The sequence below is a fragment of the Afipia sp. GW822-FHT03D08 genome (genome assembly GCF_058801645.1).
In genome coordinates, this window is sequence record NZ_JBXANK010000003.1 from 416,969 (window position 1) to 429,519 (window position 12,551).

At 50.3% G+C, this 12,551-nt stretch carries 15 protein-coding genes; 8 read left to right on the top strand and 7 right to left on the bottom strand.

The window, feature by feature from the left end; translation table 11 throughout:
- Window positions 1–16: 16 nt before the first annotated feature.
- The 6 genes from AC1RM7_RS21155 to AC1RM7_RS21180 all read left to right on the top strand — a co-directional run bounded on the left by AC1RM7_RS21155 (window position 17) and on the right by AC1RM7_RS21180 (window position 4,992).
- The gene (locus AC1RM7_RS21155) at window positions 17–301 is read left to right on the top strand and encodes a PilZ domain-containing protein (protein ID WP_492236135.1); all 285 of its coding nucleotides are present in this window, start codon (window positions 17–19) and stop codon (window positions 299–301) included.
- Window positions 298–786, top strand: a complete 489-nt coding sequence (locus AC1RM7_RS21160; RefSeq protein ID WP_492236134.1) for a hypothetical protein — start codon at window positions 298–300, stop codon at window positions 784–786. The genes AC1RM7_RS21155 and AC1RM7_RS21160 overlap by 4 nt, the downstream gene beginning before the upstream one ends.
- Window positions 787–1,644, top strand: a complete 858-nt coding sequence (locus AC1RM7_RS21165; protein ID WP_492236133.1) for a hypothetical protein — start codon at window positions 787–789, stop codon at window positions 1,642–1,644. It begins immediately after the preceding gene.
- Window positions 1,645–1,647: 3 nt separating this feature from the next.
- A complete protein-coding gene (locus AC1RM7_RS21170) occupies window positions 1,648–2,547 on the top strand; it encodes a cation diffusion facilitator family transporter (RefSeq protein WP_492236132.1) in 900 nt (299 codons plus the stop codon).
- Window positions 2,548–3,063: 516 nt separating this feature from the next.
- On the top strand, window positions 3,064–3,792 hold the full coding sequence (gene flgF / locus AC1RM7_RS21175) for a flagellar basal-body rod protein FlgF (protein WP_492236131.1): 729 nt from the start codon (window positions 3,064–3,066) through the stop codon (window positions 3,790–3,792).
- 72 nt (window positions 3,793–3,864) lie between these two features.
- The gene (locus AC1RM7_RS21180) at window positions 3,865–4,992 is read left to right on the top strand and encodes an acyltransferase family protein (RefSeq protein WP_492236130.1); all 1,128 of its coding nucleotides are present in this window, start codon (window positions 3,865–3,867) and stop codon (window positions 4,990–4,992) included.
- An 18-nt stretch (window positions 4,993–5,010) separates the two neighbouring features.
- On the opposite strand, the gene AC1RM7_RS21185 is transcribed toward AC1RM7_RS21180, so the two are convergent.
- Together AC1RM7_RS21185 and AC1RM7_RS21190 are read right to left on the bottom strand one after the other, a co-directional pair.
- Entirely contained in the window at window positions 5,011–5,748 is a 738-nt protein-coding gene (locus tag AC1RM7_RS21185; RefSeq protein ID WP_492236129.1) for a transporter, read from the bottom strand.
- 397 nt (window positions 5,749–6,145) lie between these two features.
- Entirely contained in the window at window positions 6,146–6,376 is a 231-nt protein-coding gene (locus tag AC1RM7_RS21190) for a helix-turn-helix domain-containing protein (protein WP_492236128.1), read from the bottom strand.
- Between the two features lie 115 nt (window positions 6,377–6,491).
- Between AC1RM7_RS21190 and AC1RM7_RS21195 the strand changes: the two genes are divergently transcribed.
- Both AC1RM7_RS21195 and AC1RM7_RS21200 read left to right on the top strand, forming a co-directional pair.
- Window positions 6,492–6,956 (top strand): PH domain-containing protein, encoded by a 465-nt coding sequence (locus tag AC1RM7_RS21195; protein WP_492236127.1) that lies wholly within the window; start codon window positions 6,492–6,494, stop codon window positions 6,954–6,956.
- Window positions 6,957–6,974: 18 nt separating this feature from the next.
- Entirely contained in the window at window positions 6,975–7,793 is an 819-nt protein-coding gene (locus AC1RM7_RS21200) for a hypothetical protein (RefSeq protein WP_492238158.1), read from the top strand.
- A 97-nt stretch (window positions 7,794–7,890) separates the two neighbouring features.
- Here AC1RM7_RS21200 and AC1RM7_RS21205 read toward each other — a convergent pair whose 3' ends face one another.
- The 5 genes from AC1RM7_RS21205 to AC1RM7_RS21225 all read right to left on the bottom strand — a co-directional run bounded on the left by AC1RM7_RS21205 (window position 7,891) and on the right by AC1RM7_RS21225 (window position 12,465).
- The gene (locus tag AC1RM7_RS21205) at window positions 7,891–8,478 is read right to left on the bottom strand and encodes a hypothetical protein (RefSeq protein WP_492236125.1); all 588 of its coding nucleotides are present in this window, start codon (window positions 8,476–8,478) and stop codon (window positions 7,891–7,893) included.
- Entirely contained in the window at window positions 8,475–9,053 is a 579-nt protein-coding gene (locus tag AC1RM7_RS21210; RefSeq protein ID WP_492236124.1) for a hypothetical protein, read from the bottom strand. Before AC1RM7_RS21210 ends, AC1RM7_RS21205 begins: the two co-directional genes overlap by 4 nt.
- Window positions 9,054–9,119: 66 nt before the next feature.
- On the bottom strand, window positions 9,120–10,235 hold the full coding sequence (locus AC1RM7_RS21215; RefSeq protein WP_492236123.1) for a hypothetical protein: 1,116 nt from the start codon (window positions 10,233–10,235) through the stop codon (window positions 9,120–9,122).
- Between the two features lie 653 nt (window positions 10,236–10,888).
- Complete coding sequence (locus tag AC1RM7_RS21220; RefSeq protein WP_492236122.1) at window positions 10,889–11,584, bottom strand: hypothetical protein; 696 nt, start codon at window positions 11,582–11,584, stop codon at window positions 10,889–10,891.
- 164 nt (window positions 11,585–11,748) lie between these two features.
- The gene (locus AC1RM7_RS21225) at window positions 11,749–12,465 is read right to left on the bottom strand and encodes a hypothetical protein (protein WP_492236121.1); all 717 of its coding nucleotides are present in this window, start codon (window positions 12,463–12,465) and stop codon (window positions 11,749–11,751) included.
- Between the last annotated feature and the right edge of the window lie 86 nt (window positions 12,466–12,551).

Consider the following 12,551-nt stretch of genomic DNA (forward strand, 5'->3'; position numbering starts at 1 on the left):
GTATTGGAGAGAAGTCATGGACGAGAAACGAGTGGAGCGTCGTACTCGGGTGCTCAAATCCGGCACAATCTCATTCGAGGGAGGCGCGATCAGTTGCATCGTTCGCAACATAAGTACCACAGGAGCATTGCTCGAGGTGGAAAGCCCTCTTGGGATTCCCTACCGCTTTGTTTTGCTAATTCCTACAGATCATTTCTCGCGTTCGTGCCGCCGTGTTTGGACAGCCGAACACCGAGTCGGGATTGTTTTCGATCAAGTAGGTGGCGGGCCAGCGTTGAAAGCGAAGGGAGCTGTCTCATGAGATCGGATAGAGCCTTTCCTTTAGCATTACTTCTGCTCCCATTGCTGCTATGCGGTCAATCCTTCGCACGCAGCGGCATGATTATCGAGAGGCCGTGGGCTTCTGAGCACATCGACAGCTTACCTTCTGAGTTGCGGAAGAGACTTTACACTCTTGAGCGCTTGTGCGGTAACGCGGCCGCTGCTGCCCATTACTTCGCGCCTTCGATTGAAGCGAATGGCGCGCGTTTCGTATCGCTGCATTTTGAAGAGTACGCTTGCGATAATCGCGCAGTGATTTGCGATAGCAGCGGGTGCCTTCATGAAGTTTATTTGAAAACGAGAGGTGGCTACCGCATGGTTTTTTCGGGGAAAGCTATTGATCTGAAGATGACTAATGCAGACGGAGTAGCTGGACTAAAAGTTATTTCGAAAAATTCGACAGCAACATATCGCTGGAATGGTCGCGGCTTCTCGCTGCGCACAACCCAACCTAGTGGACAATAGATGCCATCATCGATTATTCAGCATCTCCATCTCGGAGGCGCAAGTCTTAGCTATCGCAAAAAGTTTCGACTATTTTTTACCGTAGTTGCGGTCGTTTTGGTGTTGGGATGCGCGAAAATCGGTGTCCATTACTTTGGTTTCGAATTTCTAGAGCTCAATGCGCTCTTAACAAGCGGAATCGGTGGCGCAATCTTTATTATAGGGTTTCTCCTGTCCAGCATTCTGACTGACTATAAAGAGGCAGAGCGAATTCCAGCAGATATCAGGACTTCAATTGAAGCGATTGATGGCGATCTCGAGGCATTTGCCGAAATCAATAAGGAGTTTGATCTGAACGAATGTCGGTACATTCTTCTAGGAACGCTTGATAAGCTGAGAGTCGGTTTAGGTCATACTCGAGATCACAAGGATATTCCTCCAGCTCTGAACGAGTTGGCAAAGTTAACACCGATTTTTGGACGTCTCGAAGGAATGGGAATGGCCGCAAATTTCGTGGTTCGGCTTCGTGCAACGCAAGACATCCTTCGTCGATCTATGCTGCGCGTCTATCAAATTCAGCGCGTAGAATTTGTTCCGTCTGTCCACGTCTTAGTTCAGACGTTGGTGTTTTCGATCGTCATTATGATGCTGTTCCTCAAAACCGAGGGTGATCCCGCATCAGCGATGATGTTTGGCTTCATATCTTACATGTTCATATATGCGCTGTATCTTATACGCTTGTTGGAGCAGCCCTTTGCTAAGGGACACGGCTCTCTAGACGATGTCAGCTTTTTCTTGTTTGACGAACTTGAAGAGAAACTGCGTGGTCTTATAGGCGACGACGCCACCGTCGGTGGTAAGCAGAAGATGGAGGCCTGAAGGATGCACGGTGGAGGCACTACAGGAACAGCAGCAGCAAAGCATGCAAACCGACTCCGTTGGGCGCTGGTGCTCACCGGCACCTTCATGATCGCGGAGGTTGTTGGTGGCTTGGTAACGGGTAGCCTGGCGTTGCTCGCAGACGCAGCTCATATGCTGACGGATTTTGGAGGTCTCGCGCTGGCTTTGCTCGCCATTCGATTTGCTGCGCGAGAGGCGACCCCACAACTGACTTACGGATACCTGCGGACCGAGGTACTATCGGCGCTCACTAATGCTGTCGTTCTTCTTTTGCTAACCGTGTACATTCTGTATGAGGCCTATCAGCGGTTCCTTGCTCCTCCGGAGATTCTAAGCGGCCCAATGTTGATCGTTGCCGCAATTGGTCTCATTGTAAACCTGATCAGCATGCGGCTATTGGCGGGCGGTTCGTCCGAAAGCCTAAATGTCAAGGGCGCTTATCTAGAAGTCCTAGGCGACATGCTCGGGTCAGTGGGCGTAATTGTAGCGGCGCTTATCATCATGTGGACCGGATGGCGCTTGGCTGATCCGATCATGGGTGCCGGTATTGGCCTGTTCATCGTGCCACGGACGTGGATACTGATTAAGCAAGTCACACATATCTTAATGGAGGGAACTCCTCCTAACGTCGACGTAGGGCTTCTTGAAAGGAAGCTGCTGGAGCTTCCCGACGTAATTGCGGTTCATGATTTACATGTATGGACCGTTACGTCTGGCTTCGACGCTATGAGCTGCCATCTAGTTGTTGCAGATTTTGCGAACAGCCGAGAACTCTTAGTGCAGGCGCGGCGTCTGATGAAGGACGACTTCGGCATCGATCATGTTACAATTCAGCTGGATGATGAAGCAGTCAGGGCAGCGGAGGTAGTGCTCCATGTCTGAGAGCCTAAAGTATCGCGGTTCTCGTACGCGAAATCTTATTAGGCTTCTTATCGGAACGCTTGCCGTCATAACCTCGGTTTGCTCGATTGTAACCCATGATCATGTTGAATCATTCACTCCCAAGTCGACGCAGTCAGATTGGCTGTCATTGAGACATGACACCGATCAACATTCGCAGCGACCAGAGTTAATAGGTTGGCATTGCCACAGCTGCTTTTCCACGTCGATACCCGTGCCACCGCAAATCACGACGCATAGATCAACCGGAATCATGCCTGTTTGGCCGTTGTTGGTTGATGCGCATGCTGGATATTTGGTGGGCGTCGAACCGCCGCCACCGAGGAATAGCTTGCTAAGCGTGGCTTAGGACGAGGCGGACGACCTCGAGTCCAGTCACTTTTCACCTTACTTGAATTTCAGTCGTTAAGGCCCCGCTCGCGGTAGGGCGCTGTTGCGGCGTCGCCATTTGTGCGGCGATTGCGACGGACGCGCGTGTGCGAAATCACGGAGACTGATGTGAGCGACAAAGAGATTATAGGCCTCTCTCGCTTAATTGTGCTGCGGCAGCAGCTCGATAACGTGGCCCGCAATGTGGCAAATCAAACCACACCCGGGTTCAAAGCGAGCCACCTTGGCTTTCAAGAGTATCTAACACAGGCGAAAGAAGAGGTGCCCTCACCCAGGCGATCACTCGTTGCGGCGACGCAGTTTATCGACTTTTCAAAGGGCGAACTCAAACCGACAGGAAATCCTTTGGACGTCGCAATCGTAGACCAATCGTCTTTCTTCGTCGTCCAGACGGCGAACGGGCCAAGATATACTCGCGTGGGGTCTTTTACGCTCGATGCCAAGGGTGACCTAACTACGCTCGAAGGAAAGGCTGTGCTTGGAGTTGGCGGGCGAGTCTCGGTCCCGAACGGAAGTAGTCAGCTTATGATTGGCCCAAATGGTTCAGTGTCCACAAAGCAGGGTAGCCTCGGACAACTTCGCATCGTGAGATTTGAAGACACTCGTAAGCTACGAGCTGAGGACGGTGGACTATTTTCGACGGAAAGCTCCCCCATCGATGTGCCACCGAGTGCCGTTAGGTTGGCGACGGGCGTCCTTGAGATGTCGAATGTCAACGCTGTGGGAGAAATGACCAAATTAATGGCAGCGAATCGAGCCTATGACTTAGTTGCGCAAGTGATTCTCAAGGAAAACGATAAAAACGAACTCAAAAGATTAGCGGGAGAAGACATGTGATTATCCCGATCTCGACTTTTCTGAGTCTCCGCGCTCGATCACTTCAAGCGTTAAGCAGAAAAGAAATTAGCCATGTCGTTCGCTGAGAAAGAAACAGTGACGTGGCGGACTATGCTTTGGAAGGGTCCGAGACTGGTCGATATACTCGAAGTTGAGCGGAATTCTTTCAATCTTATTCGATTAGTCGCCGCTCTAGCCGTTCTGGTATCACATGCTTTCGCGATTAACAGCGCCATAGATGCACCAGAGCCACTTCAGGGAACAACTCCCTTTACGTTGGGCGGGCACGCGGTAAATGCCTTCTTTGTTGTATCGGGGCTTACGCTTTCCCACAGTCTCGAACGTAACCCAAGTTTGAGTAATTATATTTTGGCGAGGGCGTTGAGACTGCTGCCTGGACTTTTCGCTTTTGGCGTTGTCTTCGCTTTTATAGCCGGCCCGCTTCTTACAGGGCTGCCGCTCACCGAGTATTTTCGAGATTCTCGTACCTGGATTTATCCATTCTCTGTTACGTTTCAATTTTCACGGGCGATACCTCCACAAGAGATATTCACAAACGTTGTTTTCTCGGGGGCGATCAATAACCCACTCTGGACTTTGAAGTACGAGATACTGAATTACTTCGGGCTCGCGATATTAATGCGTATTGGAGTGTTCAATTGGGCTCCATTTCTATTTTTTGCGCTATGTGCTGCGATCGCGCTTATGTTTCACGCTAATGCTATGTCCGCACAGCCTGGCTCGACGTGGCTATATCAAGTCGGCCGTTACAGTGTTTGTTTTTTAATCGGCGTAATATCATATCGATTTCGACACAGTATCGATTTGTCTCCGGCACTTTTGTCCGTGAGCACGGCAGCAACGATTCTACTTTCTTCTTCCTTAGTTCGAGATCAAATCTATATTCTTCTAGTCGCTCATTGGGTTCTTGTGGCCGGAGCGATCGATTTCGGGTGGCCCACTCGCCTTTGCCGAGCGAACGACATCTCGTACGGAACCTACATTTATGGATGGCCAGTTCAACAGTCTATCGTGCAAGCATTTCCAGGTATCGACATCACAACGTTGGCCGTTGTGTCGATAGTTATTGTTCCGCTCTTTGGATTTGCTTCCTGGAAGCTCGTTGAAAATCCTGCATTGACGCTGAAAAGGCGGGTTGCTGCCATGGGGAAATACAGGCGAGGAATGCGGGTCAAATAGAGCTAATGACCTGCGATATTAAAACCGAGCTGAAAGCCCAACAAATGGATTTATACTCGGCGATGCTGGCGTGGCACCAAAATTTACACCGGCATCAAGTTGAAGATTTGAATTGACCTTATAGGCGAGACCTCCGCCGAAAAGCACAATATCTCCAAGAGGGTCTTGGGTGCCGCCTCTCACGGCTGCTTCGACGTAGGTTGTGAATTTTTCAGACCATTGGTAGCCAAGTGTCATTGAACCGGTCGCTTCAATGTGACGTGCGTTCGGATCAGCATTTTTTACCGCGTGCAATCCCACATTGATTCCGAGAGAGAATTGATGTCCCAGATCGGCTGCAAAAAACGTTTGGAGGCCGCCATCCACGAATTGGGGGCTTATTCCGTTCTGACGATCAGTGGGAAGTGAAATGTAGGGCAGAACTGCAAGGGCAGTTGAGTCACTTTTCCCGAAAGTGTCGTTTCCCCATAGATTATACTTAGCGCGAAGGACGACAGCTCCTGTCCCCGATTCTGTCGTTTCGGATTCTGAACTCCGAGTTCTCTGTCGAGCGTACGGTAAGACCATGATGGTTGCTTCAAGGTCTTTAGTTAATCCAACGCGAATGTTGCTCCCTATAAACTCATAACCTTGAGTCACCGCTCCGTTCGCAGCCGGACGCGAACGCGAGAAGCCGACACCGGTCGTCTCGATTTGGACGCGACCCGCATCAACCGTAAAGGGCACTTCGGTGATGTCGGGTCGATCTGTGGTCATCTCTCGCAGGAAAGAATCCGGGGTTGGATTGGAGAGAGAGTAGGAACGTTTGCCACTACCTTCCTCACCGAAGGTCGCATGAACGCCAACTAGAAGTAGTGGCGTCGATAGGATCCAGTCCCTACATTTTGGGGTTCTACCGAATGGGAGGGTTATGGAATTATTGCAAATGACAATCATTAGCAAATAATGACGATAAACGCTTTCTGCGTCAACAGCTGTTGCGATCTATTCTCATCTGGATTGCGGACGATCTACACGCAGTTAAAGGGGATTGAAGGTGATCGGTGTTCCGACTTTGTTGTTTAACCGAATGCTCATGGCGACTTCGCTGAGCCAAAATGATTGGTAATCGTGGCTCTCGCTAACGTTGAGCATAGTCCCAAGGGTCAAAAAGCTACTTTTTTGGACGCTTGCGTTGGATTGGCTGAAAGAATTCAGCCGGTTCAACGCGCAAAACCTTTGAAAACTTTTCAACGATCTCAAGCCCCACATACGTCACGCGGCGCTCGATCTTGCTAACATGAGCACGATCCACCTCAGCCTCGTATGCCAACTTCTCTTGGGAGAGTTTTTTCTCGTCCCGAATTCGGCGAAGGTTGGCGGCAAATAGTTGGCGGATGTCCATAGGTTAGACAACCGCAACGTAAGATTCTTCCCCACGGCTTTAAAGCCGAAAAAACAATGTGGCTTTAAAACCACATAATGTCCTATAAGTTCCCGATTTGGTTTGGGAGCATGAAATGGATCAGCAATCAATTACTGGTGGTGAGAACGAAATTGCGACGATCAGGCCATCGACCATTCGGTGGATATTTGGTTCGCTGGAGGGGTGGTCTGTCTTACTATTTTGCTTTGTACTGGTCGGATTGCCGATTCTGGCACTCATCTGGATTGCCCACCTCTGCACGAAGTTCACGATTACGAACCAGCGGGTCAAAATCGCAAAGGGAATCATCTTTCGCACAGTCGACGAAATTGAGCTGTACCGCATCAAAGACGTTCGCGTGAATTACTCTCTCTTAAATCAGCTCTTCAATATTGGCACTATCACCATTCACTCCAGCGATTTTACCAGCAAAGGCGGCTCTCTTCAGCTTCGGTACGTCGCAGATGCGCGAGCGATACGCGAGAATCTACGAAACCTGGTAGAGCAGGCTCGTCGCAGCAGAGGAGTACGCGAACTCGATCTTGATCGCGTCGGCTGAAACCAAGGGGAAATCGTGATGGTTGCGAGTCGAGCGATCCTGGCAATTCCCATTCTATTTTGCACTGGTGCCGATCTTGGTGCTCAATCTGCTGACATAGAAATTAGCGCGTTAATGAAGGGCCGATGTCAGGCAGCCGTGGCTAATAAGAGTTATATCTGCAGCCCGGTATCCTACATCATAACCGGTAGTCGCGCTCTATTCACAATGGTGCTTGATGATCCTGAGGATGATGGCCGCGCTATATCATTCTCGGGCTCTAGATCGGATGGCACTATTGCGCTTGATAAATCCTACGAGCTGCCGATCGATCGTATGCTTGTTAATTCCAAGGATCGGCCAAGACGGAATGACCTGCCGGTTCCTTTAATACAGCAAGCAACAGGTAAATGCATTCAGACTGGAGACTTCACTGAGCGTCAAGTTCGAACGGTTTCATGCACAGCTAAGAACGACCAAGGCATCGAGTATTTACTTCGATTTGAATCGGACGGTTCGTCGATGTCTGTAATACGGTCAAAGGACGAGCGGCTTGCGACGGAGGCGAGCGCTAATAGATCGTTTGTCGGAAAATGGTATGCCGAAAAACCAGATGCTTGCCGGTCAAAGCCGGGCGAGCAGGATAACGGGCTCGTAGCTTACTCGCAGAGAAAATTCGAAGGATACGAATCGACGTGCGAGATAAAGAAGGTTGTGCCCCAAGGAAATCGCTTCGCACTCACGATGAAATGCAGTTCGGAGGGCGAGACGGAAATTGTGAAGGAAAATCTCGAACTCCGAGACGGTAAACTCGTTCGGCTCGGACGTTATCTGGTGACGTACAATCGGTGTCCTTGACGGGTTACCGCTAAAAGGGGAGCGAGCGGTGATCATGGCGGCGATTCTGTAATCGGACTCTAACCACCAGACACAAAATCAAACCAAGCATCTCAATTTAGAGCGCATTCTTCTCCCGGGATTGCTTTACTTTATCAAAATCCTTTTTGATCGCCGCGTTCTCATAGATGATCTTCCATCTGCCGCTGGAGCTATCTTCTGCTAAGAGACCAAGCTGAACAAAAATTTCTGGTGTTTTGAAGTTAGTGTACCAAGAGGTTCGCCCGTTGTTTACGCCGGAAAGAAAGTATCTTGGCTCGGCATAGATTGAATCGCCGAGCCGATGGTTTACGCTTGGCTTTCCGTACTTCTCGCTAAGCAGCGAAGACAACGAATTGTATCGCGACAACACCGACGATCCGAACGGATCGTTTGCGAAAGACTTGCTGATTATCACGATGCGGTACAAGCGATCATTGTATCCGAACGAGCCAAGAACGATCTCAGCGTCGGCTATTACCTGCGGAAGCTTAGTAAAGACGACTCCCTTACCGTAACTGTCTTCTTTTTCCTCACGGAATTCAGCCCCGAGGGCTGTGATTTCGGTTTGAGACACCCCCCATTTTAGCCCCAACGGAGCTTGATCTGACTGCGCGAGTGCTGAAGAAGAGAGCGCCACAATGATAAGCGTCAAAATTAATTTCATAAGCCGTCCCGATCTTGTACGATTTTTCCTTTAGTTGCTGAATCATTCGCTTTGGGAGCGCTGATAGTTAGAATTGGAAATCCGTGTTTGGCCGAATAGAACTTAAGGCGAAGCTGGGAGATTGCGACGTCGTCGATTGCAACGCGCGCTAACGACATCGATTGTACAAGCCCGCCGGAATAGCGTGCTGCTTCAGTGCGAGCTTGATTAGCTCGATCCTCTGCTTGCCGTAATTCATCCAGTATTTCAGTAAGCTCTTGGTCAGGCGCCACGCGAGCAGCGGAGGCCATATTCGGATATCTTAGCGAGATGCGCCAGAATAGTGATCGGCGCTTTTGGTCGAGCATAGCGTCGGTTGCTTGGAGAACCGAAAGTCTAAGGTCGATGAAAGATTTGACGAGGCCGCTCGAATATTTCTCGCTCTCGCGACGAGCTTCTACGATTTCCGCGCGCACCCTGGTCATATCGCGATCGAGATCCGAATTTGGCTGTTCGGTATCCTGAAGTACCAGTCCAAGCACTGAAGCGAGAGCAATAACCGATGTTAGAAGTATGACGATAAGAACGTTCTTCATTTGCCCGACCAATGGAGGCAGCCGCATGCGAATTAAATGTAAAAGGTTATCTCGGCGATGCGCCGCTTATGGACCGATCGCTTTAAACGCCGCATTGCGATAACCCGCGTTCACTTCTTCGCGTTGTTGTGCTTGAGGTGTTGCGTTGAGCGATCCGCTCGGGGTCAGCACCGAAAACATGATGAACCCACCGGCCTTTCGGGGAAAAATGAAATACTCGGCAATTGCCGACCGTTCAGAATCCTCGCAGGATGACATTCCTCTGAATACAACTTCGCTGTCGATGAGCTCGCTATTCCGAGCGGACGCAAATTTGCCCTTACATTCCTTTGCATCATTTCCAACGATCGCAGCCGCAACATCCAGACCCGACGTGCCTTGTTGAGGCGGAATAATGCGAACGAAACCGGTCGATCCGTCCGCCTTCCAGGCGGCTCCAGTCGAGGCAACGGCCGTTGGCGTTTCAGACCTAGTCAAAAGAGAAGGGCGACTCAGGTTGGCCTTAAGAATGAAGTTTGAAGCAATTTGCATCGCTTCAATTTGCAGTTCCGGAGAGCCTTCTTGAGGAGTTCCAGGTTGCAAGCTTGATGTGTTTGTTAATGGCTTTCCAGCAGGAGCGGTAAGCTTGGGAGTACTGTTCGCGGCATTGGCGAAAGGAGCTGCAAAGTCTCCTGCAGCCGAAAGACCGCGATCATTGATTGTCTTCGCACAGTTTACCAGCGCAGGAATAAGAACAGAAGTCCCGTTGAGATTGAATTGAAACAGATTGCCTTGGGCGAAGGCGGACATTGTTCGAGAAGCCCGAAATTTTCTAATCAACGATGAGTCGTCTGGCATTGGAACGAAGACCGTAGTGGCGGCCACTCCAATGCCAACAACATTGAACGTTGCTTGATTATCGAAATTGAGGACGATCGGAAATTTCTGTCCTTGTGAAAGGGTCCAACTATTGTGAGTGAAAGCCAAGAACCACTTGTAGTCCTTCGAAACGACCACCCCAAAGTTGATGCCGCTGTTATATGTTGCGCTGGCAATGCAGTTTGAGAAGGCGCCTGTTTGGTTGTCGGTGAATGCTCCGCCACTCCAAGCGCCGACTTTGATAGATCCGTACGGACCACGCGCATTAGCGGCACCAGCCCAAACGACCAGAAGAAAAGCAACGATCGAAAAGATCCTGACCATATCTCGCTCCCCAAGATCACTATCCAAGCGCAACCTGAGGTAGAGAGCAAGATGCAGAGTGAGGGGGCTGAGGTATCCTCTTGCATGTGACAAAAGCGGAGGACGCCAAAGGACTAGCAGCTCGAATTATTATCTAGGAATTATTTCCAGCATGCGGCAACCGTTTGAATGGCGAGCAAGCGGCGATCGTGACGTCAATTTCATAATCGGACCCTATCCACCAATCCGAACATCAAACCAATCATCGCCGCTCTGATTGGGTTTATTTCAAGCGATCTTCTTCGCGCATTTTGATTTCATATTCTGCACATTGTTCTTTCGTGAAGCGTCTTACCTCGGATGCGGGTCCGTATGTGTTGCCGGGGTATCCACGCATGCGGATCATCTTTTGACCGCCGTACTTGTTCTGAGATGGACCTCTTAGCGTTGAAGGATAATCATCAATTCGCTTTGGCTTGTTTCGTTTCGATGGCTTCTTGAAGTGATTGTACTTAGACATGTATCGGGTTGATCCTGATATCGTTGTTGTTGATTAGTTCTTTGATTGTGACCTTCGTTGGACACTTCTGAATTTTTGTCATTCCTTTGGATGTAGTGATTCTCGCAGGCGAACGAGAATCGAGATGGTCATCATCAAGGAGACGGCAGGCCAGCTAGCCGTTCCGGTACTTCTCCACATCGATTGGCAACAGGATATGTTGTGCCACCCAATCGATGTCGGCTTGTTTCATAATGTAATTTGACAACTTTCGCTGTGATGTAATCGGTTCGATATGGACGCGACCGCCGAGCTCGAAGTGGTCGAGGACTTGCATCCAGCGCTTGTGTGCGGTTTCTTGAAACCAAGTTAGAGCGGCCTCAGGAATCTGCATTATGATGTGATAGTGCAATGGAACAGGGTCTCCGTCCTTGCTCCAGATTTCGGGAACAGCAACGAAGTCATCTGCCAGATCATCCTCTGACAATCGGAACGTCTTTGCGAAGTCTTTGAGGAGACGCGTCCGCCATTCAAGGATGCACAGTGATGCGGCGACTGCTGACTCAGGCCTATTCGGTGTCCAATCGAATTTCAGGACAATCGAGCAGTTGGCGCGGACATTGCTCGCGCGAATGATCTGCAGTTGTCGAACGGCGAGATCTTGCTCCGCCGGACAAGGAGCGCGGCCACGTAAGGTGTTAGTTAGCTCCGCCTCGGTTGTCGCTTGCTTGATCCTCTGAGCCAAACGGGAAAGAAATATTGTTTTCCGTTGGCCGAATGCACCTGATGAACTCCGGTCAGGTTCATCGATCTCCTGTCGATTCAACTGCGCGAAGAGGCTGTCTCTGTAAGGGCGTGGTTTCTGTGTCACGCTCGTATTTATGTGGTCGTGAGCCCGGCATCGGCCGATGAGGCAAAAGAATTTTTCACCCCTCCAGGCGCTCAATTGAAGCCCATCAGCCGCACAACGGTCGAAAGAAAAAAGGCGGCCAACGATGACCGCCTCCTTAAGAAAGTAACGTGCCTCCGAGAGTGTTAAACTTGTTCCTCCTTTGGGTCCGCATGGTCCAGGACAGTCTCTGGGTCGAACTCAGGCACCACTGAGATTTTCTCATTGGGTATCTCCTGCTCTGCGGATGTTCGTTCAGCATTCTTCAGCTTGTCGAGGTCGTCCCAGTTGATCTTGATACCCGGGAACTTATCATGACCTTCGCGAAGCCAATCCTCAAAGGAGCGCTTGCGATACTCCGGCATCGACCAGTCGACATTGATCTTGAGTAGAGGGATCTTAGCGCCCTTGGTGATGTTGCTGGACTTTGGTGGTAGCAACGCTTGAATTTCCTTGCGTGTGATCTTGGGATGGATCGCTCCCGATTCGATGGCGGCTTGGAAATTCTCTTCCTTCATCTTGGTGCATTCCCACACCAACGAATAGCCCGAGGGAATCTTGTTCTGTACCTCAGGAAGTTGAAGAAATGGCGTATCAGCGATTGCGCAGATCTTGTTAAATACCGCGCGGCCCATATCGACGCGTTCCATAAGGAACTTCCGCTGATCTTTCGACAGCGCATCGCGTGTGGCTTTGCAGAGTTGCGCAAGCTTCATCATCTCTGTTGCCTGTTTACGCCATCCGGCATTTACTTTGGCAACTGCTTGGTCGAGCGAGATTGTCGGCAAGCCTTCCCGATCTGGCTTGTCGTCCTGATTCGGCTTTGCGTTTTGCTCACCGGTGAGCGTTTTAGCCTTCTTCATAACTGTCTCCTTCTCTCGCTATGCGAGCTTGTGCGACGGCGCTGCCGGTCGCTGGTTAGGCACGAAAGTTACGTGCATGGCGAAGA

Coding starts and splice junctions, on each gene's coding strand:
- AC1RM7_RS21155 (WP_492236135.1), top strand. CDS start 17: ATGGACGAGAAACGAGTGGAGCGTCGTACTCGGGTGCTCAAATCCGGC.
- AC1RM7_RS21160 (WP_492236134.1), top strand. CDS start 298: ATGAGATCGGATAGAGCCTTTCCTTTAGCATTACTTCTGCTCCCATTG.
- AC1RM7_RS21165 (WP_492236133.1), top strand. CDS start 787: ATGCCATCATCGATTATTCAGCATCTCCATCTCGGAGGCGCAAGTCTT.
- AC1RM7_RS21170 (WP_492236132.1), top strand. CDS start 1,648: ATGCACGGTGGAGGCACTACAGGAACAGCAGCAGCAAAGCATGCAAAC.
- AC1RM7_RS21180 (WP_492236130.1), top strand. CDS start 3,865: ATGTCGTTCGCTGAGAAAGAAACAGTGACGTGGCGGACTATGCTTTGG.
- AC1RM7_RS21185 (WP_492236129.1), bottom strand. CDS start 5,748: ATGACCACAGATCGACCCGACATCACCGAAGTGCCCTTTACGGTTGAT.
- AC1RM7_RS21190 (WP_492236128.1), bottom strand. CDS start 6,376: ATGGACATCCGCCAACTATTTGCCGCCAACCTTCGCCGAATTCGGGAC.
- AC1RM7_RS21195 (WP_492236127.1), top strand. CDS start 6,492: ATGGATCAGCAATCAATTACTGGTGGTGAGAACGAAATTGCGACGATC.
- AC1RM7_RS21200 (WP_492238158.1), top strand. CDS start 6,975: ATGGTTGCGAGTCGAGCGATCCTGGCAATTCCCATTCTATTTTGCACT.
- AC1RM7_RS21205 (WP_492236125.1), bottom strand. CDS start 8,478: ATGAAATTAATTTTGACGCTTATCATTGTGGCGCTCTCTTCTTCAGCA.
- AC1RM7_RS21210 (WP_492236124.1), bottom strand. CDS start 9,053: ATGAAGAACGTTCTTATCGTCATACTTCTAACATCGGTTATTGCTCTC.
- AC1RM7_RS21215 (WP_492236123.1), bottom strand. CDS start 10,235: ATGGTCAGGATCTTTTCGATCGTTGCTTTTCTTCTGGTCGTTTGGGCT.
- AC1RM7_RS21225 (WP_492236121.1), bottom strand. CDS start 12,465: ATGAAGAAGGCTAAAACGCTCACCGGTGAGCAAAACGCAAAGCCGAAT.